17 protein-coding genes are annotated in these 26701 nt (G+C 43.5%); 6 read left to right on the top strand and 11 right to left on the bottom strand.

Annotation, left to right across the window (positions count from 1 at the left end; translation table 11 throughout):
• Nucleotides 1-136 precede the first annotated feature (136 nt).
• From QUB52_RS11170 to QUB52_RS11145, 6 genes are all read right to left on the bottom strand, one after another.
• On the bottom strand, nucleotides 137-343 hold the full coding sequence (locus tag QUB52_RS11170; RefSeq protein WP_332970320.1) for a type II toxin-antitoxin system HicB family antitoxin: 207 nt from the start codon (nucleotides 341-343) through the stop codon (nucleotides 137-139).
• An 18-nt stretch (nucleotides 344-361) separates the two neighbouring features.
• On the bottom strand, nucleotides 362-565 hold the full coding sequence (locus QUB52_RS11165; protein WP_332970319.1) for a type II toxin-antitoxin system HicB family antitoxin: 204 nt from the start codon (nucleotides 563-565) through the stop codon (nucleotides 362-364).
• 39 nt (nucleotides 566-604) lie between these two features.
• A complete protein-coding gene (locus QUB52_RS11160; RefSeq protein WP_332970318.1) occupies nucleotides 605-1444 on the bottom strand; it encodes a TdeIII family type II restriction endonuclease in 840 nt (279 codons plus the stop codon).
• 14 nt (nucleotides 1445-1458) lie between these two features.
• Nucleotides 1459-2829, bottom strand: coding sequence for a DNA cytosine methyltransferase (locus tag QUB52_RS11155; protein WP_332970317.1), 1371 nt, complete (start codon nucleotides 2827-2829; stop codon nucleotides 1459-1461).
• Nucleotides 2830-2902: 73 nt separating this feature from the next.
• The gene (locus tag QUB52_RS11150) at nucleotides 2903-4990 is read right to left on the bottom strand and encodes a DUF262 domain-containing protein (RefSeq protein ID WP_332973149.1); all 2088 of its coding nucleotides are present in this window, start codon (nucleotides 4988-4990) and stop codon (nucleotides 2903-2905) included.
• 122 nt (nucleotides 4991-5112) lie between these two features.
• A complete protein-coding gene (locus tag QUB52_RS11145) occupies nucleotides 5113-9108 on the bottom strand; it encodes a magnesium chelatase subunit H (protein WP_332973210.1) in 3996 nt (1331 codons plus the stop codon).
• A gap of 533 nt (nucleotides 9109-9641) precedes the next feature.
• Here QUB52_RS11145 and QUB52_RS11140 point away from each other — a divergent pair.
• Nucleotides 9642-10628, top strand: a complete 987-nt coding sequence (locus QUB52_RS11140; protein ID WP_265233406.1) for a calcium-binding protein — start codon at nucleotides 9642-9644, stop codon at nucleotides 10626-10628.
• A gap of 324 nt (nucleotides 10629-10952) precedes the next feature.
• The gene (locus tag QUB52_RS11135; protein WP_321161496.1) at nucleotides 10953-12548 is read left to right on the top strand and encodes a hypothetical protein; all 1596 of its coding nucleotides are present in this window, start codon (nucleotides 10953-10955) and stop codon (nucleotides 12546-12548) included.
• 58 nt (nucleotides 12549-12606) lie between these two features.
• On the opposite strand, the gene QUB52_RS11130 is transcribed toward QUB52_RS11135, so the two are convergent.
• A complete protein-coding gene (locus QUB52_RS11130) occupies nucleotides 12607-13083 on the bottom strand; it encodes an ankyrin repeat domain-containing protein (protein WP_332970311.1) in 477 nt (158 codons plus the stop codon).
• Between the two features lie 36 nt (nucleotides 13084-13119).
• Here QUB52_RS11130 and QUB52_RS11125 point away from each other — a divergent pair, with 36 nt between their 5' ends.
• Nucleotides 13120-14385 carry a lipid-A-disaccharide synthase gene (locus QUB52_RS11125; protein WP_332970310.1) on the top strand — a complete coding sequence of 422 codons (1266 nt, stop codon included), beginning with the start codon at nucleotides 13120-13122 and terminating at the stop codon, nucleotides 14383-14385.
• Between the two features lie 179 nt (nucleotides 14386-14564).
• On the opposite strand, the gene QUB52_RS11120 is transcribed toward QUB52_RS11125, so the two are convergent.
• Together QUB52_RS11120 and QUB52_RS11115 are read right to left on the bottom strand one after the other, a co-directional pair.
• Nucleotides 14565-14735 (bottom strand): YqaE/Pmp3 family membrane protein, encoded by a 171-nt coding sequence (locus QUB52_RS11120; RefSeq protein WP_265233409.1) that lies wholly within the window; start codon nucleotides 14733-14735, stop codon nucleotides 14565-14567.
• Nucleotides 14736-14774: 39 nt separating this feature from the next.
• Complete coding sequence (locus QUB52_RS11115) at nucleotides 14775-15719, bottom strand: fused MFS/spermidine synthase (RefSeq protein WP_265233410.1); 945 nt, start codon at nucleotides 15717-15719, stop codon at nucleotides 14775-14777.
• 435 nt (nucleotides 15720-16154) lie between these two features.
• Between QUB52_RS11115 and QUB52_RS11110 the strand changes: the two genes are divergently transcribed.
• The 3 genes from QUB52_RS11110 (at nucleotide 16155) to priA (ending at nucleotide 22367) form a co-directional block, all read left to right on the top strand.
• Nucleotides 16155-17177, top strand: coding sequence for an ABC transporter substrate-binding protein (locus QUB52_RS11110; RefSeq protein WP_265233411.1), 1023 nt, complete (start codon nucleotides 16155-16157; stop codon nucleotides 17175-17177).
• 229 nt (nucleotides 17178-17406) lie between these two features.
• The gene (locus QUB52_RS11105) at nucleotides 17407-19512 is read left to right on the top strand and encodes an ATP-binding protein (protein ID WP_332973150.1); all 2106 of its coding nucleotides are present in this window, start codon (nucleotides 17407-17409) and stop codon (nucleotides 19510-19512) included.
• A 293-nt stretch (nucleotides 19513-19805) separates the two neighbouring features.
• Nucleotides 19806-22367 carry a primosomal protein N' gene (priA, locus tag QUB52_RS11100; protein WP_332973152.1) on the top strand — a complete coding sequence of 854 codons (2562 nt, stop codon included), beginning with the start codon at nucleotides 19806-19808 and terminating at the stop codon, nucleotides 22365-22367.
• Nucleotides 22368-22574: 207 nt separating this feature from the next.
• Here priA and QUB52_RS11095 read toward each other — a convergent pair whose 3' ends face one another.
• Nucleotides 22575-25154: a tetratricopeptide repeat protein gene (locus tag QUB52_RS11095; RefSeq protein WP_332973153.1), complete on the bottom strand. Its 2580-nt coding sequence runs from the start codon at nucleotides 25152-25154 to the stop codon at nucleotides 22575-22577.
• Nucleotides 25132-26499, bottom strand: coding sequence for a P-loop NTPase fold protein (locus QUB52_RS11090; RefSeq protein WP_265233417.1), 1368 nt, complete (start codon nucleotides 26497-26499; stop codon nucleotides 25132-25134). Before QUB52_RS11090 ends, QUB52_RS11095 begins: the two co-directional genes overlap by 23 nt.
• Between the last annotated feature and the right edge of the window lie 202 nt (nucleotides 26500-26701).

The raw sequence follows: 26701 nt of genomic DNA, 5'->3' as shown, positions 1-26701 counted from the left end.
CGTGATGCTATATCTGCCCATTTTTGTGACTTATTTATGCCTTCTTTAATTCCCCAATCTTAGACCTGAATCCTTACATAATAGGGTTGAAGTTGAGGGTGAGGGTAGTCATAGCAATATTTTATCCTTACTTCAACTACGCAAACATCAATCTACCTTTCGGTTGAGGGACAATTCGCCCTAATTGCTGAGCCGTCTCAATCCACTCCTGCATAATCACCTCTACATTTTGCAATGCTTCTTGATAAGTTTTACCATCAGCCGCACATCCTGGCAATTCAGGAACTTCTGCAATAAAAGCTTGGTCTTCATAGCTCCAGTAAATAATGACTTCGTACTTCATTAGGGAATTTTACCTCACTCAAAAAGGTCGATCGGGTTCCTGTCCCAATTCTTTGTAAAACTCTAGATAATCATTGATCGACTTTTGAAATTCTTGGCGAGCTTGTTCAATAGTTTTCGCCTTAAAAGTCACTACGTCATTAATGTCAAGCACTCGCCCGAAAAGAATTTCCGCTTCTAAATCTACTTCAATGCTAGCACTGTAACCCTTGTAAGTAATCATGGTTAAACCCCTGCCTTTATCAAAAATTATTCCCTCTCCTTAAAATCCGAAAGCTAAAGCATCCATCATATATTTACTTTTCTCACGTCCCACTTCTAAATATATTTCCAATAATTCCTCGTAAGCAGTAGCTCCGCCTACAATATTCCAAAATTCATCTCCAATAACTACAGCTTCATCAAAAGGCAGATAATTTCTGGCTTGAGACCACTTATAAACAGCTTTTGTTACACCATAGGGATTATAAGGCATCGCATAGTAAGCTTGCAATTGCGGACGCTTTGCACCCCGCAGTAAGTGAAACCTCAACAGACGCTGGATAACTTCTAAGCATTGACCTTTATTGGGCTTAGGAGCTTTAATTTCAAATAAGTATTCTGTTCCGTCATTAGCAAAAATACAAAGGTCAGCGCGTACAGTTTTTGTTACTAAATCATCGGATCGTCTAGCATTGAACACTGCTGTTATCATCTGCTCAAAAGATGGTTTAGTTTGTCCTTTTTTATCCATAGATTCATAGTATTCTTTCTGACGTTGGGCTTCTTCAAAAGCTGCAATACTAACTTCCCCTCTTATATCATATCCTCGACGTGCATCCTGATGATGTTCAAGGGCAATTAACTTAGCGCATTCTTCAAGAGAATTTCCTAATCTGGTACTTAAACCTCGCTCAAATTGATTGATCCGTATTAATTCTGTTGGAATTAACGCGGCTTGAAAAGGTTTTAATTCTCCATTACTTGAACTGCGCGACAGGTAATCTATTCCTGTAGTTGATTTGTGGATAATCCGACCTTTATATTCATCTACAATACCCTGAATAAAACCTTCAAGATATCCTTTAATTATTTCTCGTTGTTTTGTGCTAATAGCTGCCATATTTTAAGTCACAATTACAAAATAATTTCGAGTAATGCTTTGGCTAAATGGTAAACCACAGGAATTGATACAGCATTACCCAATTGATGTTTTGCTGTAGTTTCATTTTCATAAATTTTGAACCATTCGGGAAATCCTTGCAATTTTGCGTAATCCTGTGCAGTTAAAGGTTGGAAGTTTTGCTTTTGATAAATTTCCTTGATAAATGTTTCCTTATATGCAACTGGTTCTTGACATTGAATCGAGATTGTTGCCACAAAGTCTCTAGTTCCAGTTGCAGTTAAAGTTGCGATCGCCTCCGCATGAGGTAAGAAAATTTTAGAAATTCCGTTAATCCCGGAAGAAATTTTAGAATTCACAAAATCATAGCCTTTGTCATCTACATTTCGCAAAATTTCCTTGTCAACTAAGTTGTCAATTTCTGTTTGTTTTAACTCAGTAATTAGTGTTGCTAACACTTTAAAATCTAAAGGATTACCGTCTTTTTCTCCATAAATATTTTTTCTCCTATTTTTCATAATCGTTTGACAAATTAATTTTTCCCTGCTAGTTGTTTCTATTAAATCCCAAGAATGGATGGTAGTATGTCCATCTCTAATATCAGTAAATAAGAAAAAGTCATTTAATTCATCTAGCTTTTGAAATCTGCCTCTAGAACCGGGTATTTTGCCATCAAATAAAACGGTTGGTGAAAATTTTTGCTTCCGAAAATTGCTACGCTGAATCCCTGGTATCACATCATAAAGCTTGATCGCGCCCTCGATTGGTTTAGGAAATGTGAATCCCCAGCATCTTTCGATATCATTCCTAATGCCAACTATAAACATTCTATCTCTATCTTGCGGTAATCCAAAATCATAGGAATTTAGTACCTCGTATTTGACAACATAACCAGATGATGTTAAATTATTAATTATATATTTCAAACTTTCTATATTTCTTGGTTCTGTCAAGCCTTTGACATTTTCAAATATAAAAGCTTTGGGACGATTAGCTTTTACTACTCTAAATACGTCTGTCCATAACTTGCCTCTTGGGTCGTCCAAACCTTGCATTTTACCTGCAATAGACCAAGGTTGACAAGGAACACCACCCACTAATACATCTATCGGAAAAGGCAGTTGATTTAGATTGGTAATATCTCCTAAATATACTTCATCTGAGTTGGCATCTTTAATAAAATTATCTCGATAAGTTTGAATCGCTTTTTTATCAATTTCCGAATAGCCTAAACATTTACAGCCTAATTCTTCGAGAGGAATTCTGAAGCCACCGATCCCAGCAAATAAGTCTACAAACGTCAATTGCGATCGGGAAGTTTTAATAGGATTTGGATTAAATAATTCAAATAATTCAAGTTGTTGAGCATACATAGTTGGATTCATTTTATTTTCGTTCTGACTGAACTTAGGCATCAGTATGGGCTATAGTGTAAAGGTGTAAAGGGCAATCGCTTTACTAATCAGGGACATATTCGATACTCCAATCGGCTTCTGAGATCCCAACTGCTTCTAAAAAACGACGACAAAATTCTATATGAGCCTCCGCAGATTTGTGTAAATTAACCCAATATCCATTTGATAACTGCTGCCATTTTTTTCCGTCACTATTTCCATCCGGGCGATTATCTTGGAAATTAGATATAAGTAAATTTCTAGCCGTTTCAAAGCTATCTGATCGCTTTTGAATCACCCACTCACAGCATTGAATTGTAACTTGTCGCCAAGTTTGCTTAGAAAGTGCAATTTCTTCACCACAGATTTTAATCAACTTTGGCTTACTGGATGTGCGAGTAGGAAATACTTGATATTCTCCAAGAGATGGCCAAATTTCTATAAACTTATTGCTTAGGAAATTAGCTCGTTCGAGAATAGCTTCGTCATCCCATCGGTTAATAGTTTGAGAAAAATAATCACTATTTATTCGCAAAGCGTGTTCAGCTAGTTTTTGCTTTTTCACCAAAAATGCTGAATTAGAAAGTTGTAAATTCCACTCAGAAGTAACTAAAGTTAAGTTTCCCAAGGTATGTAAATAATCTCGGTGAATTTCTTTCAATTTATCTCCCAGTTCATTTTCCCAATCTTTGCTTGGTTTTTGCGGCAAAATATGCTCAATAGTTTCATTTTTATCCAGGACAGTAAACCCACCGGTTCCCTTAGACAAGTGACGATTAATGCTATTTATAACAAGACATATTTTTTTGGGATTATTTTTATCATAAAGTGTAAGGCTATCAATTGAGTGTTTGACCTCATTATTGTTAGGATATTGCTTGGTAATCAATACTTTCTGTAAAGCTTTTGGCAAAGTAACTGATTTATCTTCACCTTTAATTTCTGCTACATCTTTCCAAATCGATGTAAACATTCTACTAAGATAGTTAGTTGGTTTTCCACAAATATACCGACGAACTAGATAATTTTCTAGTGATTTTAGGGATTCTATAAATTCCTCAAAATCGATTTTTTGAGAGTTGTACTCATTGTATAGCATCAATAAAAACGGATAAGCAGTAGAAATGTCGAAAGTATTGAGGCGAATTAATGCTGTTTTAATATCTCGGTTGACTTCATTTTCAGGTCGCAGTAGTTTGTTATAATATTCGGCAAATTTTAGGAGATTAGCAATTTCCCGGACAAATTCTTGGTCATCTAAATTTTTACAATAATCACGAAATCGTGCATAAATATTGGATTCGGCACAAAGATTTCTCGTTTTCATTGCTAAATAATGTCGAATAAAAGCTGTTAATTCCCCCATGCCTGATTTACCAACTTTTCGGTCTTCTTGCAACCAGTTTTCGATTTTTTCCCATTTAGTAAAAGCAGTTTCTTGCTGAGATGTTGGTAGCATCATCGCCATATAATTGCGTACTAAATCTGCCTGAGTTAACGGTTTACCTTTAGCATTAAGACTTTCAAAAATCTGACAAGGGCTTTCATTTTTATTTAGTTCTATGAAAACAACTTGAAAGCAGTTCTGTAATACCGTAAAAAATGTACCAATATCAAGTTTACCTTCTTTAACTTTCAATCCAATCTCACGATGGAAATAATCGTAAGCTTTAGGGATGCCCGATTCACTTTGATTACGAGTTTCTTCTAAAAGAATTGCTTGATAAGCTTGACTATCGCCATATTTATTGGTTGGTAAAACTTTAAAATTAACCTCTCCTTCTTCATCTGAATTAACTAAAAGTTTATTAATTTTGTTAGCAAGTTTTGGATCGTTTGTCTTGACAAGATCCCGCAAAACGACAAACAGTAAGGATAGGGTAGCCAAACGTTGCTGACCATCAACCAACTTAAAAGCTAGTATTGTGCCATTGCGTGTTCCATCATTGATGACTACCAGAGATCCTATAAAATGTTCTGGTTCTAGTTCTGGATTATATTCCTCATAAATTGCGATTGCATCGTCTAATAACACTTGCCATTCAGTTTTCCCCCAACTATATTGGCGTTGAAAGTGGGGCATAACATAATGAATCCCGCCACCTAAACCGAAAACTTTGTAAATGTTGCAACTATCTACTTTCAGTACCATTCAATTCAAATATATCTAAGATTTGTTTTTTTACTTACCTAGCAGCAGGTATCGCCACTAAGTGGAATATTCCAATTATAGTATAGTCGAGAGGCAGGCCCGAAAGCCTGCCCCACACTATTCTATTCTACCCCTTCAATCCGATCTTCCACCTCCTGATACAACTCCCGCAATCTGTCCAAATTACTCTCCGAAGTCTCCCAATAACCCCGGCCATTCACCTCAAGCAAAGTGCTGACAATCTTGCGGAACGAATGAGGATTCAGATTCAGCAAACGCTTCTGCATTTCCTCATCTTGGATAAACGTACCGTTCACATCCTCATACACCCAATTATCCACAGCGCCAGCAGTCGCACTCCATCCAGTCGTGTTCACCAGACGCTTAGAAATCTCCCGCACACCTTCATAACCGTGGGACAACATCCCCTCGTACCACTTCGGATTCAGCAGCTTAGTCCGCGAATCTAAACGCACAGTTTCTGATAGCGTGCGTACCTGCGCGTTCGCTGTCGTTGTATCAGCAACGAAGGATGTTGGTTTCTTCCCGTCGGCGCGCAAACTGCCGATTAATTTAGTCGGATCTGAGTCGAAATAGTGCGACACGTCGGTTAGCGAAATCTCCGCAGAATCCAAGTTCTGGAAGGTGACATCAGCAGTTTTTAAGGATGATTCAAAAATCTGCCTGTCTTGTTCCATCGTTCCCGGATTGTCGGAAGAAAAGGCGAATGATTTGCGAGTTAAGTACATTTCCTGCAACTCAGCTTCGCTTTCCCAAGTGCTGTTTTCTACCGCCAAATTGACGTTAGATGAATAGGAACCAGAAGCATTGGAAAATACGCGGGTTGCTGCTTGTCGCAGGTTGATTCCCATTTCTTCGGCTTGCTTCAAGGCGTGTTTGCGGACGAAGTTCATTTCTAACGGTTCGTCTGCTTCCGCTGCCATTTTCACGGCTTTATCTAACAAGTTCATTTGGTTGATGAACAAGTCGCGGAATACGCCGGAACAGTTAATTACTACGTCGATTCGAGGCCTGCCCAACTCTTCTAAAGAAAGCAATTCGAGTTTGTTTACCCGGCCCAATGCGTCGGGAACTGGCTTGACTCCAACCATCCACATTACTTGGGCGAGGGATTCGCCGTAAGTCTTGATGTTGTCGGTTCCCCAGAGCACAACGGCGATGGTTTCGGGATAGTTGCCACCGTTATCGCTGCGTTGTCTTTCTAACAAGCGATCGACAACAACCTTAGCAGACTTGATTGCACCCGTCGTCGGGATTGACTGCGGGTCTAAAGCGTGCATATTCTTGCCAGTCGGCAAAACATCCGGGTTGCGAATCGGATCGCCACCGGGGCCCGGTAGAACGTATTCGCCTTCTAGGGCGCGCAACAAAGCGCCTAATTCGTTATCAGCGCAAACTTGTTTCAAGCAGAATTCCAGATACTCAAACAGCGGTTTAATCGGTTCTGGATCGACATTTTTGTAACCCGCGGCGTGCAGCGATTCAATCCAAGGTGTTTTCTTGCCCATGTTGAAGAAATTCAACTTGGAAACCAGGGAAACTCGGCCCTCAGCATCGGTTTGTTCCTTAACCAAAGCGCTAACTGCATCCCGACAGGCTAAGGTGATGCTTTGCAGCAATTCGACATCGACTAAAATGCCTTTGTCGCTGTTGGTGTAAACGTCTTCGATATCGCGTCCCAGACTGTTGGCGATAATTCGCGGTAAGCTTAGCAGGTTGTCTTCTTCGCGGTCTAAATTGGCGATATTTACCAAAGTTGCGATCGCCTCTTCAGCAGTTGGCGGCTTCCCGATAATATGCAAACCACAAGGTAACAACCGCGACTCAATCTCCATCAACTTGCGGTAAACCAAGCCAACTAAATTGTCCCGTTCCTCCGCAGTCATGCCCGCAGCAACGCCTCTTTCCTGTTCGGGAGGTAGGGCGATATCCTTGTCCAAATTGACCAAACGGCATTTTTCGACGATCGCATCAACAATCGGCACACCCCGGCCCGTATCCTTCAAAGTTTGATAGGAAGCAATTAACTCGCTAAGTTCCTGCAAACCTTTGTACAAACCAGCATTTTCAGCCGGAGGAGTCAGATAGCTGATGGTTTCAGCATAACTACGACGCTTAGCAATTGTTGCCTCGCTGGGATTGTTCGCAGCGTAATAATAAAGGTTAGGAATTTTGCCGATCAAACTGTCGGGATAACAATCGATAGACATTCCCATCTGCTTACCAGGCATGAATTCTAGGGAACCATGAGTGCCAAAGTGCAGCACCGCATCCGCACCCCAAATGCGCTCCAAATATGTGTAGTAAGCAGCAAAACCGTGGTGCGGACTGGCGGAACGAGAGAATAACAACCGCATCGGATCGCCTTCGTATCCAAAAGTAGGTTGCACTCCGATAAACACGTTGCCGAAATGTTTGCCGTAAATCAGCAAATTTTGTCCGTCGCTGTTCAAATGTCCGGGAGGCGGGCCCCAGTTTTCTTGCAAGCGTTCCGAGTAAGGAGTGAATTCTTCGTACTCAGCTACGGACATCCGGTGAGCAATATTTAACTCTGGACTTTGGTATTGGGCTGTTGCGTCGTGGATGACTTCTTGCATCAGCTTTTCGGCAGATTCCGGCAGTTCTGGCAAGTCGTAACCGTTGCCTTTTAAGGCTTTCAATACTTCGTAAATTGAGCCGAAAACATCTAAGTAAGCGGCTGTTCCGACGTTGCCTTTGTCGGGTGGGAAACTGAATACTGTGATCGCAACTTTCTTGTCTAATTTTGGTTTGCGACGCAGCATTGCCCACTTCATGGCGCGCTGGGAAATCGTCTCAACTCGGTCTTGTAGGGCGATCGCCTTGCCAGTTGCGCCATCTCTTCCCGACAAAATAATCGGTTCGATCGCACCATCCAACTCAGGAATAGCAACCTGCAAAGCAACTTGAATCGGGTGCAAGCCCAAATCGCTATTTTCCCACTCTTCCGTCGTTTGGAAAACTAGCGGCAAAGCCACCATATAAGGGCAGTTGAGCTTTTTCAAAGTCTCGATCGCCTTCGGGTGATCTTGTTTCGCCGGCCCGCCCACCAACGCAAAACCAGTCAGAGAAACTACCGCATCTACGATCGGCAGCGGTGCCAAACCCTTGGGCCCAACTTCCAAGAAAAACGTTTCAACGGGTTTCGAGAAGTCCAAACCGCCGGCAAAAATCGGTATCACCCGCGCGCCCATTGCCTCGAATTCCTGCACAATTGCGACGTAGTGCGCGTCATCTCCGGTGACTAAGTGAGTGCGCTGCAACACTAAACCGATGCAAAGTGCCAGGGGATCTTTGAGGTCTGAGGAAATATCTGTGCGGGCATTATACCAATTCAGATATCCTTTGACATCATCAAACATGGACGGTGCCAAAGGATGCCAAATCCCCATGTCCTGGTAGACAACGGGCTCTTGAAAAGTTAGCTGTTCCTGGCCTTTGAAGACATATTTTTGTGACAGCATCAGCAGGAAGTTTTCCAAGTTTTCTTGGGAACCGCCCAGCCAATACTGGAAACTTAGCATGAAGTTGCGGGCATCTTGCGCTTTGTCGATCGGCAAATATTTCAGCACTTTCGGCAAAGTTTGCAGCAGTTTCAGCATTCCGTCTTGGAAGGAACTACCGGACTTTTCCTTCCGTTTTTTCATGAATTCGCCGATCGCGCTTTTGCTTTGTCCCAACTGCGCCATCGAGAAAGTGCCCATTTTATTGAGTCGCATCACCCCAGGCATCGACGGGAAGACGACGGCGACATCCAAGCTGTCGCGCAGCGGTTCTACAGCCGCTACCACTTTTTCGGCCAAATCTTCGATAAAAATTAGAGAAGCAATAAATACGTTGGCATCCGCGACATCCCGCTTGAAGGCCTCGTAATTTTCCGGGCTGCGGAGTTCTTCGATCAGGTAGCCGCTGATTTCTATTGCCAGATTCGGATTTTTGTTATTTATCGCTCGAACCGCTGCGGACAGGGCGCTTTGATACTGCGGTTCTAGTACGACATAGACCACCTTCATGAGCGATCGCCCCTGCAAGTTTTCCGGCACGATGTGGCGAATGGTGGGCTTGACGTGAGTGAACATCCGGTTAGGCTCCTTTAAGATGCTGTTTTCGGCAATCGGGAATTTTTTTATCCCATAAGCATTTTTACCAGAAAACGCTGGCCATTGGGCGATTTGAGCTTGTACATGACACAATTCGACAAATTTATTACGATTTTTCGTTACATTATTTGACAAATTCGTTGAGCAACCACTCCAAATTTTCTTTACAAAAATTTACTTGACATAAATTATATAGTATGAATTCGATTAAATTATCAAAATAAATAAACTATCAACCAATCTTTAACAAAAAGGCTCCTGAGAAAAGTTTTTAAGTTTGTAGAACTCATTAAACAGGCGAGCGAGCAATTAATTAACCACCAAAATGCCTAATTTCCGAATATTAAATTGTCCATTCGGATGAGTGCGCTATTAGAAAAACCGGATATTTTGCCGGGAACTTAAAATTGTTTTACAAAGTCTCTAATCTAGAAGTTCCCAATGGGCGATCGAGCTCAGGTGAAGTTAATTGCTGTTGATTGTCAAGCTCATCAAAACCCTAGGGGGAAAACATGGCTAACTACGCAATTTTCGACGAAAAATACTACCTCTCACAATATCCTTGGATTCAGCCGGCCATTGATGCAGGAGTCATCAAATCCGGTAGAGAACACTTTGAAAAATTCGGTAGAGCAGGCGGCTTAACTAAAGTCTCGCGTTATTTTGACGAAGCTACTTACCTTGCAGGCAATCCAGATCTCGCACCCTTCGTCCGCACAGTCAATCCCAACGCACCTTTTGCAACAGGTCTCGATCACTTTATTCAGTTCGGCTACGATGAAGGACAGCGCCGGGCCCAAGTATCCCCCGAATACAACGAAAGCTTTTATTTAGCAAACAATTCAGAACTACAACCATTTGTTCAGAACGGAACTTTCAAATCAGGCTATCAACATTTCGTTCAATTCGGGGCAAAAGAAGGTCGTTTTGGAACTTCGTTTTTTGAAGCGGAATACTTAAAACAAAACCCGGACATCGTACCGTTTGTCAACTCTGGAACCTTGAAAACTGGTCGGGAACACTACTTCAACTTTGGGAAAAACGAACCCAATCGTTCTGCGACTTTTGTAGGCAGCCGCACCAACGATGTTCTCACTGGTGTTGGCGTGGGGAATACCGAACTTGTGGGAGTAGAAGTCGGTATCGCTCCCAACGGCAATCGGCAGTATGAAAGCTTCGGCACCAATGAGTTCGATGTCCTAATTGGCAGTCCGGGAATTGATACATTCGTCCTCGGAGTTCCTGCTACAGCCGGGAATGTCATCCCGACACCGTTGTATTTGGGTAACGGTCAAGCTACGATTCGGAACTTCGACATAGAAAACGATTTTATCCAACTGCAAGGAAATTCTTTAAGCGACGGCTACAGCCTGACTCCTGTTGGTGGTAATTTGTCAATCCAGCGTTTTGGAGATGTGCTGGGCGTGATTGAAGGAGGAGGAAGCTTGAATTTGACTTTCCAACAATCTAATGGTGACGGTACTTTTGCGATCGGTTAGTCATTGGTTATTAGTCATTGGTCATTGGTCATTAGTCATTAGTCATTAGTCATTAGTCATTAGTCATTAGTCATTCGCTAATACTGATGATTGATGACTTTTGAGTTTTGGTGGGCGATCGTCTTATTCAAAAAGGGCGATCGGCCTTTTTTATGCTGCAATCAAAATCCTTGAAAGCGATGTAACACAATATACTTGACGGCGCGCATAAGTATGATATTATAATTCGTTGGTTAAAAATCGATGTAACAAAAAGTTACTTGACTGCACACAGGAGGAATATTTTATAATAAAATCGCTTAAATTTCATAAGTTGGGCAAACAATGGCAAACTATGACATCTTTGACGAACAATACTACCTGTCCCAATATCCTTGGGTGAAACCTGCCATTGATGCAGGAATCATCAAATCTGGGAAAGAACACTTTGAAAAGTTCGGTCAAGCCGGCGGCTTAACGAAAGTATCGCGGTATTTTGACGAACCAACCTATCTAGCTCAAAATCCAGATATTGCTTCCCTTGTCCGCACCGCCAACAATCCAAACGCGCCTTTTACCTCTGGTTTAGACCACTTTATCCAGTTTGGTTACGAAGAAGGTCGCACCCAAGTATCCCCTGACTACGACGAAGCGATTTATTTAAAACGATACCCCGTACTTGTGCCATTTTTACAGAACGGCACTTTCAAATCAGGATTAGATCATTTTGTCAAATTCGGAGCCAAACAAGACCTTTACGCCAACACATTTTTTGAACCAGAATACTTACTAAAAAACCCCGATATAGCAGCAGCAGTTAAGGAGGGAGTTTTCAAAACTGGCGGAGAACACTACCGAAAATTTGGACAATTTGAGCCAACGCGAGCGGCGACATTTGTCGGCACTAAAGGCACTGACATTGTGACTGGATTTGGTGTAGGAAAAGTTGAAATCATTGGCATTCAAGTATCTTTGAATGCAGCCGGCGATCGAGTTTATGAAAAACCTTCCGGTTTTCCTTTTTCCCCTGTAAATGACACCCTAATTGGCGGTCAAGGTACTGATACTTTCTTGCTCGGTGTTGGGGATTTTGCCGATGTGAATGGGGGGAATTTTTACGGAGGGGTTAGCAACAGCAACTACGCTACGATTAAAAACTTTAACCCGCAAGCCGATAAGATCAACCTAGCGGGAACGAGAGGCAACTATCTGTTTAACAATACTCCTAATGGAGATTTTAGGATTAGCGTGGTGCCGATTAGGGCTTTTGCACCGGTAGGTATAGTCGAGGGCGGTGCGAATATGCCGTTTCTGGTAAATCAGGGGATCGAGCGCCTAATTTCTTTTGATAAAGTTTCTGTAGTGAATAACTTTTTGGAAGCTGGATATTTAGCAAGCAATCCCGATGTTGCTGCGGCGGTTCAAGCAGGAAATTTTGATTCAGGTATCGACCAGTATACAAAAGTTGGGCAATTTGAAACCAATCGATCGGCAACTTTTGTCGGGAGTTCGGGGAATGATATTGTTACTGCTTTTGGTAAGGGAAAAACAACAATTATTGGAGTTGCTTTTGATGGCAGTTATTCGAGCGACGGTAGCAACGAATTTGATACGTTGATTGGTAGCGAAGGTGCTGATACTGTTATTTTGGCTTATGACAATAATTCGGGTTCTCCTGGTAGCAGCTTCCGCAACACCACTCAAGAATTGTATTTAGGCCCGGGGGAGGCTCGCATTCGCGACTTTAATGCCAGTCAGGGAGATGTACTTCAGCTATCAGGCACACTCAGTGACTATCAAATATCTCCAGTGGGTGCAGATTTAGTGATCTCAAAAGCAGGAGATAGAATTGCAATTCTTGAGGGAGGTGCTGGATTAAATTTGAAACAACAGACATTTCCTAGCACCGACTTTGGGCCTAGTCCTTTCTTCCTAGGCTAGAAAGCAATTAATACTAACGAGAAACCCGATCGCTCAAAGCAACCGGGTTTCTCAATAATTAAGCCCGATCGCGCGCCAGCTTCAAAACCTCAACAACATCTTGATGATTTTCCGAAGATGCCCAAATTAAAGCAGTCCAAGTATTATTATCCTTAGCTTTAATATCAGCACCCTTTTCGATCAAAAATTCCACAACTTGAGTGCGCCCGCTACCCGCCGCACTCATCAAAGCTGTCAAACCAAAAGTAGTTTTAGCATTCACATCCGCCCCCGCATCCAGCAAAAGCTGTACAATCTCGCTATGTCCCGCAGCAGCGGCACTCATTAACGGCGTCCACCCGTCTTTATCCTGACTGTTAGCATCCGCGCTTGCTGCGAGGATTTTTTTGACAATTTCAGCATTGCCAGCCTCAGCCGCAGCCGTCAAAGCCGTTGCGCCTTCGTCATCTTTGGCGTTGATATCTGCGCGTTGTTCGATCGCACTTTCCACAGCCGCCACATCACCCATCTTGACGGCATCCATTAAATCTGTCATAAAATCTCCGTTGCATCCTTTCAAATATTAAGTCCTATGACAGTCGATATTTTAATCCTCTCCAACGGGCCCGGAGAATTAGCAACTTGGGTGCGTCCCGCCGTGCAAGCATTGCGCCAGCAATTGGCAAACAGGGGCACAGAAGCCCGAATTTCGGTGGTGCTGTCCCCCTGTCCGCACGCCACGGGGAAAGAAGCAGAAATCGCCTCGAACTACCCAGAAGTGGACAGAGTGCAAGCACCGGAGCATTTTATGCGATTCTTATTATCGGGCAAAACTGCGGAAAATTGGGATTGGTATAAAACCGGAGTTGTTTTATTTTTAGGCGGCGACCAATTTTTTACGGTTGTGATTGGCAAAAGGCTAAAATATCGGACTGTTACTTATGCGGAATGGGACGCGCGGTGGTATCGCTGGATTGATAAGTTTGCGGCGATGAAACCGGAAGTTTTTGCTAAAGTTCCGCAAAAATATGCTGATAAATTTGCAGTTGTGGGAGATTTGATTGCAGAAGTAGGCGATCGCAAATCGGACGCAAAAGACGGCGCACCGCCCCCACGAGAAATAGAGTTAATTGGATTGTTACCCGGTTCTAAAGCGGCAAAATTAGCTTTAGGTGTACCGTTATGTTTGGCGATCGCGCAATCGATCCATCGCATCCGCCCTCAAACGCGCTTTGTAATTCCCGTTGCTCCCACCTTAGACCTGCAAACTATAGCAGGTTTTGCCGATCCAAAACAAAATCCCTGCCTGCACTTATTTAAAAACGCCAGCGCCGAACTGCATTTAACAGAAACGCCGTTTTTGCAGACAGCAAATGGCTTACAAATAGAACTTTGGACTGAGACACCAGCCTATAATTTGCTATCAAAATGCAGCCTGTGTTTGACTACTGTGGGGGCGAATACTGCGGAATTGGGTTCGTTAGCTGTACCGATGATTGTGTTGATTCCGACGCAGCAGTTGGATGCGATGAAAGCTTGGGATGGTTTGCCGGGATTGTTGGCAAATTTGCCGTTAGTTGGTTCTGTTTTTGCAACTGGAATTAATTGGCTAATCTTGCAGTTGGGCAAGGGAAAGCTTTATGCTTGGCCGAATATCTGGGCTGGGGAGGAGATTGTGCCAGAGTTAATCGGGAAGCTGGAAGCGGAGGTTGTGGCTGATTTGGCGATCGACTATTTGAGCCATCCTGACAAATTAGCACAAATGGGCGATCGGCTCCGCAGCGTGCGCGGCGAATCTGGGGCGGCGCAGAAAATCGCTGAATTGGTTTGCGAAGAAATCGATTTTATCAGTAATTAGTAATCCTTCCTTGCTACAAACTGCGACAAGGAATTTAGTTCAATTAGTATCAAAAATCGGTTAAAAACCTTTGTATCTATCGTTCACATCCGAGTCTAGATCCCCCTAAATCCCCCTTAAGAAGGGGGACTTTGAGAATACTCCTGTCCCCCCCTTTTTAAGGAGTGTGCCAGGGAGATCTAGCCCCGATCGTGCTTAGAAATTACCCAAATGGCGTGGACAATGCCGGGAATAAAGCCAAAAAACGTGAGCACCACGTTGATCCAAAAATCTGTGCCGATGCCGACAGTCAAAAATACGCCCAGAGGGGGAAGAAAAATGGCAGCGATTATGCGAACTAAATTGTTCATCTCAGTTACTCCAAACGACTTTTCTCTTGCAATTTAACTTCACTGACCGATAGACCCTTTCCCGAAAAACTTAGGCGGTGCTGCCATAGTATAAACTTCGGTTTCCTCAGCGATTACCCGCCGCAAGTGACCGGGAACTTGCATCAACCCCAACAGGGTAATCCCATCTAACATCCGCAACCCGCCAGTTGTTTTTTCTGCCAGTATTTTGTCGGTAACTTCGGGTTCTGGCCGCGTGTTTATTTCCTGGCTGGAAGCTATGGCAAAACCCCAAGGAGCTCCGTAGGTAGAAATAAAGCTGGTGCAGGATTGAACGTTGGGGAATACCGCTTTCAGGGTGTTGACAATGCGGGCGTGCATTTTCATTTCTGCTGGAGAAACTGGGCCCGCTTGCACTACAAAATATCCATTAGGCGATAGTATCTTGCGGACTTTTTCAAAATACTCTTTGGTAAATAACTGGAAAGATGGGCCTTCTTCAATTGGATCTGACAAGTCAGAAATCACAATATCCCAATCGTTGTCAGTGTTGTCTAAATAGTCCAAAGCATCGCCGATTACTACTTCGCATCGGGGGTCGTCAAAGGCATTTTGGTGCATTTCTGGCAGGTATTCACGGCAAGCTTCTACTACTTCGCCGTCAATATCGATCATCACTACTTTTTCAACTGTTTTCCAGCGCAGCACTTCTCTAATTGTAGCTCCTTCGCCGCCGCCGAGAACCAGCACTTTTTTGGGCGAACCGTGAGCAATCATTGCTGGGTGCACTAGGGGTTCGTGGTACAGAAACTCGTCGCCTGTACAAGATTGCCATTTGCCGTCTAAAACTAAGCCTTTACCGTAGGTGCCGGTTTGAACGACGTACATTTCTTGGTAGGCAGTTTTTTTGTAAGCGAGCACGCCGATGATGCCGTGAACGTAAATATCCCAAGGGGTAATGTACTCGCTCATCCAAAAGTCTGCACGAACTTCGCTACCTGACATCTAATACTCTCCAAATGTAAACTGCTGTGTCGATGTTGTCACAAGTATTAAGTCTTAGCACAAAATGGTGCGGGTGTGTAAGTGCGATCGACACATTGGAGTTAAATTGATCGGGAACGGTATAATTTCCTTGCTGTTTGGAAGATTGCGAACCGTCTCCACCTTCCCATCGCACCTTCCGAGCACGCCTTCTGATCGCACCTTCACTTCGCAGTAAAAATCAATACTTTTGTGTCCGCGCGGGTTGTGTATAAAGTTGTTTGTCACAGGCAATTTGTTACAGGCAAATTATTCACCCTCAAGCGGCTGCTACAATTTGCCGATCGACCTTTCTATTGACTAGATTGGTAAATATGGGCGATCGCACCACCTGAAAATAACTGTCCGCCTACCAGTATAATTTACGAATGAATCACCCTAGGCATACTTAAATATATGTTGAGAAATCCTCTGATGTTTGACCTCAAGTTTTGGAGAGAATTGAGTCTGAAACTCACAAAAAGGTTTACCCTTGGCATTGCTGCTGTAACACTGTGTACAGCCATATTAGCTAGTTGCACCACAGCAGAACCCCCTTTGCGAGTCGGTGCCAATGTGTGGCCAGGGTTTGAAACTCTGTACTTGGCTCGCAGTTTAGGCTACTACGATCATACCCCCATTCGATTAGTAGATTACCCTTCTGCTACAGAAGAGGTACGAGCCTATCGAAATGGAGAAATTGAAGCAGCAGGGCTATCTATCGATGAAGCTTTGGTCTTGGCAGCCACTAATCCCGATGTAAAAATTGTAGTTGTGATGGATTTCTCTAACGGTGGGGATGTGATTCTCGGAAAACCAGAGATTCAAAATGTGCAAGGCTTAAAAAACCGACCAGTAGGCCTCGAATCTACTGCACTAGGAGCTTTCATGATTACCCGTGCTTTAGAACAAAAAGGTATGTCACCTAAAGATATAAAAATTGTCTCTTTAGGAGTATCAGAACATGAGCGAGCCTTTAAAAAGGGAACTATAGATGCAGTTGTTACCTTTGGCTCGGCTCGGACAAATCTGCTAGCATCCGGTGCAAAACTACTGTTTGACAGTTCGCAAATTCCGGGTGAAGTTATCGATGTCCTTGTAGTGCGCGAGGATGTAATTAATAACCAATCAAAAGCTTTACAAGCTTTAGTTGACGGTCGGTTCCGTGCCCTAGATTACTTGACAAAAAATCCCCAGGATGCTGCTAGTAGGATTGCTCCCCGTACAGGAGTTACTCCAGAGCAATTCTTAGAATCTTTAAAAGGGCTGAGCAGTCAAGATCTGCAAGAAAACCAAAAATTACTAGGAAAAACAGACCCCTCATTGCTGAAGGGCGTCAAGCGATTGTCTCAAGTTATGTTAGACAATAAATTACTGCCTAAAGCGCTAGATCCCACTCCTTTGTTGGACGATAGGCTGGTCAAAAATGTGAAGTTGTGAACTGAAATAAATTTTGGTTCTTGATAATAAATTTGTGTTTAACTTGAATTTTTAGGAGTTTATTTGTGGTTAGTGGCAAAAACAATTAAAAGTGATAATTGTTAACCTAATTTATGTGAAAAATTATCTGTTTATCCACCAAATCTAGCCGGGACAAATCGGGGTTTCTGGCACGCGGTGCGTAAGTCATGAATAATCTATAATCTCAACTATTATCTAATTTCTAACTATGAAACGATTTCCTTTTCCTCTACGTTTCTCAATTCCGGTCATTCTGCTGATTTGCGGTAGTTTGCTGGGTTTATTTTCTTTTCAACGGGAGGTAGATCAGTCCTACCGCCGGCAAGAAGAACAGGGAATGAGCAATTTGAAGTTTTCCACCAATCAAATCTCAGGAATGCTGGAATATTTGTACCGCAGAGGAGATGTTGAGGAAGTGGAAATCGCCATTAGCAAGTTGGGGAGCGATCGCAATATCCGCTTAGCCTTACTTTGTGATGAACATAACACAATAATTGTGGCAACTCGTTACGAATTGCGGAATCGCCCTGTCAGCGAAATCTCATTACCTAGCTATTTACCAGCAGAATTTTCCAAAGTTCGGGAAATCATGTCAGGAGAAGTCAAGCTTTCTCAAAATAGAGAGAGTATCAGGGCAATTTATCCGGTTTTGTTGGGGGCTAAGCCGGGAGAAGTTCGCCCTTCGAGAGTCGGGATTCTTTTGCTAGAGTATGATCTTTTGTTGGTGAAGCAGCAAGCTTATGCAGATGCTTTACAGCGATCGACTGAAACGAGTATTGGATTAGCTTTATTTTGCGTGATTGTCTGGTTGTTTTTTGAGAAAACCTTGACTGGGCGCGCTGCGAGGTTGGTAGCAGCGAGCAACAGCTTCAGCAAAGGAAAATTGGGCGATCGCGCCCAACTGGGAGGTTCTGACGAACTTGCTCAGATTGCAGCCGCTTTTAACCAAATGGCCGGACGCATTCAGTCTCATACGGAGGTGCTACAGGAGAGCGAGAAACGTTTCAGAACATTGGTTTCTAATCTCCCTGGTGCCGTTTATCGATCGGTATTCGATGCCGACTGGACGATCGAGTTTATCAGTGATGCGATCGCAGAAATTTCTGGCTATCCCGCCACGGATTTTATTAACAATCGAGTTGTAGTTTTTAACAGCATCATCCATCCTGAAGATGCAGAAATGGTAGAAGAAATTCTCGATCAAATAATTCTCGATCAACCAGAGTATATGATCGAGTACCGCATCATGAGACAGGATGAAAGTGTGAGATGGGTGTCAGAAAAAGGTCAAGGCATATTCAATGAAAACGGCGAGGTTATGTGGCTTGACGGAGTAGTTTTTGACATCACCAATCGCAAGGGCGCTGAAGCAGAACTTCATCAAACCTTGCAACTTAAGGATGAACTTGCGGCCACTGCGACTGCTCAAGCTCAACAACTAGAACAAACTCTACAAAATTTACAGCAAACCCAGGCTCAACTCATTCAAACAGAGAAAATGTCTTCCTTGGGTCAAATGATTGCTGGTGTGGCTCACGAGATTAATAACCCAGTCAATTTCATTCACGGCAATATCGCCTACGTTACTCAATACACTCAAGAGTTACTAATTTTTCTTGATTTGTACCAGCAGGAATATCCTAATCCCAGCCATAAAATTGCAGCGTTTATCGAGGATAGTGACCTTGATTTTATCAAGAAGGATTTGCCGAAAATCTTGGATTCCATGAAAGTCGGTACTGGCCGCATTCGTGAAATTGTACTAAGTTTGCGAAATTTCTCTCGCTTGGATGAATCTGACGTAAAAAAAGTTAATATTCATGAAGGACTTGACAGTACCCTGTTGATTTTACAGAGTGCTGTCAAGGCTCAAGCCAATTTTGATGAAATTGAAATTGTCAAAAATTATGGAGATTTGCCGCCCGTTGAATGTTATGCTGGACAGCTAAATCAAGTATTTATGAATATTTTGAGTAATGCCATATATGCCTTGCACAATTCTGAATACCATGATTCAAACAAACAGAAAATTAACTTTCCTAGTCAGATTATAATTACTACATCTATTCAAGAACCAGATTGGGTAAAAATCAGTATTAAGGATAATGGGCCGGGAATAGATGACGCAGTGAAGGCAAAAATTTTTGATCCTTTTTTTACGACGAAACCAGTAGGTAGAGGTACAGGTTTGGGACTGTCAATTAGTTATCAAATTGTTGTGGATAAACACGGCGGGAGGTTGGAGTGCATATCCAAAGTGGGAGAAGGGACTGAATTTGCGATCGAGATTCCGATCGCGAAATCCCTCAGTTAAGTTAATATAAGCTGTTTTTAGTTGACTGATGGACAAATATCGGCTAAAGACTCCTTCGTCTTGAACACTCCCTCGTCTTGAACACTCGCACTTGGTATAATTCGGTAATTACCGGATTTGAGATGAAAACCCCTAGCGGGTTTTAGCCGATTATTGAGACGGTGAAAGGCATTGCACTGTCTTACTCTGTATTTCCTGCGATCGAAAACTGCGATATCGATCGATCGAGCTAAACTGAGGGATAATGAAAACTCCCTTTGACCGCGGCTCCTCCTAGTATGATGTGCAACCCTATGTCTACTGTCACTTTTGGTTTGTCAACCCCTATAGCGGCAGAGGCCGGGGCATCCTACGGCAGCAGCGAACCGCCCCAGCGCCCCACCGTGCGCGCAGAGTGGATCGAGGTGTTGGTGGACTCTCCTTTCAGGGGCGCGGGGGACTCGCCTGGGGAGGAAAACAAGTTATTTACCTATCGTTTACCTGCGGAATTGAATGTGCAGCCGGGGGATATTTTGAGTGTACCCTTTGGCAGTCAACAGGTAGGGGCGATCGCGATTCGGTTCATTTCTCAACTGCCAACCGACTTAGATCCGGCGCGGGTGAAAGATGTCGAAGATATTGTCAGCACTGGATTTTTCCCGCCTACTTATTGGGAATTGATCGAACGTGTATCCACCTATTATTGCACATCATTAATTCAAGTAATTAGAGCCTCGCTGCCGCCCGGTTTGTTAAGCCGTTCCGTGCGCCGAATTAGGTTAATTAAAAGCGCCATTTCTCCAAATGCCGAAACATTTTTGAATCCCGCCGCCAGTCAAATCTTGCAATTGCTGCAAGCTCAAAAAAACGGCGATTACACTTGGAAATATCTCCAGGGGCAAGTCAAGGGAAGTTATCGGGGATTGAAAGATTTATTGCAACGCGGTTGGGTAGAAAGTTATTTAGAACCGCCCCATCCTCCCAAACCACAACTCAAACCGGCGGTGACATTAATTCCCAGTGCCTTTGTCACGGATTTAACCAAGCGGCAACAAGAAGTATTGGAAGTTTTGCGGCGGGGTGGCGGTGAAATGTGGATGAATGATTTGCTGAGAATTTGCAGCGCAAGTTCTTCGGTTGTCAAAAATTTGGAGCAAAAAGGTAGTGTTGTAATTGACCAAAGGGAAGTGCTCAGGGCCGATCGCGGAATTGCTCAATTACCCGATGCGCCGAAAAATTTAACTCATTTTCAAGCTGAAGCTTTAGCGTTTATTAACAGTTTTTCGGGATTCCGTCAAGTGCTATTGCACGGCGTTACGGGTTCTGGTAAGACTGAAGTGTATTTGCAGGCGATCGCCCCAATCTTAGCCAGCGGCCAATCCGCCCTCGTACTCGTCCCCGAAATCGGGTTGACACCGCAACTGACAGACAGATTCCGCGCCCGGTTTGGCGAGCAAATTTGCGTGTACCACAGCGCCCTATCCGACGGCGAACGTTACGATACATGGCGGCAGATGCTCGCTGGAACCCCGCAAATTGTCATCGGCACGCGATCGGCCATTTTCGCGCCATTACCTCACCTCGGCTTAATTATCCTCGATGAAGAACACGACAGCAGCTTCAAACAAGACCAACCAGCGCCCTGCTACCACGCCCGTACTGTTGCAAAATGGCGCGCCGAATTAGAAAATTGTCCGTTAATTTTAGGTTCCGCAACGCCAGCTTTAGAGACATTGGTGGGGACGCGCCGAGATTATAACTCGTTACCAACTATCCATTATTTATCATTACCAACTCGCATTTATTCCCGCCCGATGCCGCCTGTGGAAATAGTCGATATGCGCCAAGAATTGCGGCAAGGGAACCGCTCAATTTTTAGCAATTCCCTGCAAAATGCCCTGGAACAATTGCAAGCAAGACAACAGCAAGGTATTCTATTTATTCACAGAAGAGGACACAGCACGTTTGTCTCTTGTCGGAGTTGCGGCTACGTGATGGAATGCCCGAATTGCGATGTTTCTCTTTCTTATCACCACATCGGGGAAGGAAGCGCGGAAATTTTGCGTTGTCACTACTGCAACCACACGGAACGACACCCTCAAAACTGTCCTGAATGCAGTTCTCCTTACTTCAAAAACTTCGGTAGCGGCACCCAACGAGTGGAACAGGAATTAACGAGATTGTTTCCTGAATTGCGGGCGATTCGGTTTGATAGCGACACTACTAGAAATAAGGGCGACCACCGCCGATTGTTAACTCAATTTGCTAATGGGGAAGCTGATATTTTGTTGGGTACGCAAATGCTGACGAAGGGGTTAGATTTAGCTGGAGTCACATTGGTGGGAGTTGTCTCTGCTGATGGGTTGCTAAATTTATCGGATTATCGGGCTAGCGAACGGGCTTTTCAAACATTAACTCAAGTGGCTGGCCGTGCGGGGAGAGGTGACGATCCGGGGCGGGTAATTATCCAAACTTACACTCCCGAACATCGGGTAATTCAAGCGGTGAGGCGGCACGAATATGCGGGTTTTGTGGAGACGGAATTAGCAGAAAGGGCTGCGTTGAATTATCCACCTTCGGGGCGGTTGATTTTGTTGCGGTTGAGTAGTGTTGATGCGGCGGAAGTTGCGGTGACTGCGGTACAATTGGCGTCTGTTTGTCGGGAGTATATCGATCGACTTTCGGTGACTGGCTGCGAGATGTTGGGGCCTGCACCGGCGGCGATTATGCGGGTTGCGAATCGCTATCGGTGGCAGATTTTGCTGAAGTTACCTGTGGATGAGTCTGTGGATTTGTCGGATTTGATCGGCTTGCGCGATCGCACGTCGCGTTCTGTTAGTCTAACTATTGATGTCGATCCGTTGAATTTTGGTTGATTGGGGATGGAAAAGCGAGAATCCCCAAGATAAGACGGCGGTTGAAACCGCGTCTACACAAACAATGTCCGCCTCCGCGGACTGAAGAAAACAACGGTTCGGTCTTCAACCCGCGGAGGCGGGTTTTGTCTGTATAGACGCGGTTTCAACCGCCCGGTCTTCTTCAGAGTTTTTTCACCTATCGCCTGCGGCATTTCTTGATTAAAATTAATCGGATTCCCACTCTCGCTCGATTTTTTCTAAGTCTTTCGCGGCTCCCAATTGTTGAAAGATTTGACGGGCACTGTTGTAATATTGTTGGGCAAGTTCTGGGTTGTTGCGTTTACGGTAAAGTCGTGCTATATCGTAGTTAGACTCGGCAATCTTTGCAGATTCTCCCAGTTCTTGTAACTTCGCTAAAGACTCTTTTAAAAGTGGTTCTGCTGCATCCAAGTTTCCCCTAAGCATCTCAATTTCTCCCAGACAACCGATCGAAATTGCCATACCTGAGCGATCGCCCAATTCTGTCCTTACTTCTAAATATTGCCGGTACAATCTCTCTGCTTCATCCCAATTGCCGCGATTTCGCTCGATATCTCCCAATACTCCCCAACTACTTGCCATACCTGAGCGATCGCCCAATTCTGTCCTTAATTCCAAAGATTGTCGGTACAATCTCTCTGCTTCATCCCAATTGCCGCGATTTCGCTCGATATCTCCCAATACTCCCCAACTTGTTGCCATACCTGAGCGATCGCCCAATTCTGTCCTTAATTCCAAAGATTGCCGGTACAATCTCTCAGCTTCATCCCAATTGCCGCGATTTCGCTCGATATCTCCCAATACTCCCCAAATAGATGCCATTCCAGGGCGATCGCCCAATTCTGTCTCTACTTCCAAACATTGTCGGTACAATCTCTCAGCTTCATCCCAATTGCCACGATTTCGCTCGATATCTCCCAATACTCCCCAAATAGATGCCATTCCAGAGCGATCGCCCAATTCTGTCATTACTTCCAAAGATTGTCGGTACAATCTCTCAGCTTCATCCCAATTGCCGCGATTTCGCTCGATAGATCCCAATGATGCCCAACTACTTGCCATACCAGAGCGATCGCCCAATTCTGTCTCAACTTCCAAACATTGCCGGTACAATCTCTCTGCTTCCTCCCAATTGCCGCGATTTTGCTCGATACCTCCCAATACTCCCCAACTAGATGCCATACCTGAGCGATCGCCTAATTCTATCTCAACTTCCAAACATTGCCGATACAGTCGTTCCGCTTTCTCCCAATTACCGCGATATTGCTCAATGTCTCCCAACTTTCCCCAACAAGTTGCCATACCAGATCGATCGCCCAATTCTGTCTCTACTTCCAAAAATTGTCGATACAATCTCTCTGCTTCATCCCAATTACCGCGATCTCTCTCAATGTCTCCCAATGCTCCCCAAATATTTGCCATATCAGAGAGATTGCCCAATTTTGTCCTTTTGAGATCGCGCAACTTCCGCAGTGCTTTAGCTTCGATTTGCCGAGTCCGTGTGGGAGTGATGTTGAAAATGTAACCAATTTCTTGCAAAGTCTTGATTCGTCCATCGTCTAAGCCATACCTAAGCCGCAAAATATCGCGTTCGCGGGGGTGCAAGGTGTCTATAACGCTTTCTAAATCTTTGTATAATAAATTTTGGGGAATCTGTAAAGCTTGTTGATAATAACTCTCTGCTTCATTCAGATTCCACATCTGTTTTGCCACCCATCCTAACTGCTGGTAGGTGCTGGCTTGAGAGTAGATATCTCCGATGGCTTGTTGAATTTCTAAACATTGCTGATAAAAAACATTTGCCTTTTCCCACTCTCGCAAATCCTGACACACATTCCCCAAATAATACAAAGCATTAGCTTCCCCGCTACGGTTTCCCAGCGTGCGACTAATTTCCAGCGATGCTTGATAGGCACTCATTGCTGCCGGAAATTGTCGCTGTTGTCGGTAAGCTTTACCCAATTCATTGTAAACATCAGCTTGCAGCGATAAATTTTCACTTTCCTTTGTCAACTCCAAGGCTTTTTCTAAATACTCCATCGCCTGTTCCGGCTTGCCTTGACTGAGATAAGCAACTCCTAATTGATGTAAAATATTAGCACAAGCACTAGGATTTCTTTTAGTTCCAGAATGACTCGGACTATAATCCATCAACAAAGACTGTAAAAGATCAATACGTTCTTGCTTTTCAGGTGTTTCTAACGTCCTAAAACTCCTTGGCGAATCAAGAGTCCTAGCAACGGCATCATCTATAGTAGCTTGAGTAGTTTTAAACAGAAATACGCCCGATCTCCACGCCCAAAAATCCGCTGCAAACTTCGCCAAACGAGTAATCGCATAGTCCGGCAAAACAAACAGAATCGGATGGGGAACGCTGGTTTTATAAGCATCTCGCACCCAATTAAGGTCTTGTAAAACTGGAGGATATTCGTCAAATTTGCCGATCGACTTTTCAAATCCCCGCACCATTAAAACTAATTTTTTATTAGGTTCTCGCTTAATAGTAGGTAATATTTTGATTATTTCATCTCGGAGAAAACGCAAATCCTCATCAAAGTTCAAAACTTCAAATTGAGTTTCTTGAGAAATTGGATGATTTTTCAATTCCTCAATTAACAAATCAGCTTCCGCATTAAAATTAACTTCGACAAACCCAATAGTCAAATTCTCCGAAAAATCAACAAAAGTCAAAAGTTGACTAAATACCCGCTGATTGACAGCTAAAAATCGCCCAATTTGTGAATTAGGATCGTTCTGGGTTAACATTAGATTCTCTGGCATCTCGGAGAGCTTTTTGGAATTCGTCATTTTGTTTCACCACCGGATTCGGATAGTTCCATCGATTTTTGCCGTTGTATTCCAAAACCGAAAGATTGAATAACATCAATTCACTGATTTCATCTTTATTAATATTTTTCGTCAAACAAACTTGAGCTAAAAGTGGATAATGATTTTGCGGGATAATCCGCTCAAAATTAAATTGTTCTTGTTTGATTGCATAGGTAACATCTTCAGCCATTATTTTATCATGACCGCGACCTCTAGCTGTTATGGAAGCAGTTCGCATAATCTGGATGAGTTGGCGAACATGACCACCACTGGCTTTTGCCACTTCCAACAATTGTTCGCGAGACTCAAAGATTGTGTCAACTTCAACTCGGCGTTCAATTAAACTAGCCATAGCATTTAAGCTAACTTCGTTGTAGTTTAAGTCACAGCTATCTCGATTAAATTCATAAATATTAACCATCGGGACAATGTGAGGACAGTCAAAATTCTTAACGGCATTTTGAGACAAGTACAGAGCTCCCAGCGGAACTGTGTAAATCATCGTACAATTCAGTTCTTGAAGTTGAGCGGCATAGTCAAAAAATAAATGGTTGGCCACCTTGGGAGGAACGCGGTCTAAATTATCAAATATAATCAGAAATCCTTTATATTTGGGAAACTTCTTCCGCAGCTTTTTGACAGCATCGTTTAATAGCAAGTTGATATCTGCTTTTAATCGTGAAATGTCTTTTTCTAAAGTTTGGCGAATTGTTTTCTTCTGCTTATCAGAACCTTTGATTTGTGCCAGTAACTTTACCAACAACTTTGCTAAAAATGGAGCTTCCGGCCCCAAAGTTGCTTCTCCTTCGATGCTGATGGAACTTTCAACTGTTCGTTCTGTTTCTTCGGTGACATCTTTAAACCAAGCCTCAAAATTATCCATCAGCCGAGTATCTAATTTCAGTCCCAGCCGACGCATTTCAAACTCAACTCGCTTAATGGCGATCAAATAGAAATCTGTATAACCGACATCATTAATATCTGTCTCTTCGTTGACCTCCAGATAAATGACGCGATAATCTTTTTCCCACTCTTTTTGAATGCGCTTCAATTCGGTACTTTTGCCGCAGCCGCGATGTCCGGTAAACAGGATTGTGGTAAACTGTTCTGGTTCTTGACAGTCTAAAATATTACTGACACCTGCGATCGCTTCGGTTTTGCGAACGTCTGATAAATCAACATAATAGCGATCGAGATCTGCACCTTCTAAGGATTGGAGAGGATTGCAGACTTGATAAGCCGCTTTGAGGGTAGTGGCGCGGTTGATAGGAAGAGTAGTCATAGGTTTTTAATTTAGTAGATGTATTGCAGGCAACCCGAACAATGTATCAAAGCTATGTTGTTTATTTACTTGTATATTAGCAAAAGTAGGATCGATCGCGAGCGAGGACGGTCGCACTGAGGAATCATCATTTTCCGAGTGTAGTGCGAGCGTCCCCGCTCGCGTCAGGGATGCTCGCGTCAGGGATGCTCGGCACCGAACA

The sequence above is a fragment of the Microcoleus sp. A6-C6 genome, assembly GCF_036705955.1.
GTDB lineage: Bacteria > Cyanobacteriota > Cyanobacteriia > Cyanobacteriales > Microcoleaceae > Microcoleus.
This window is presented reverse-complemented; position numbering and strand designations above follow the sequence as displayed.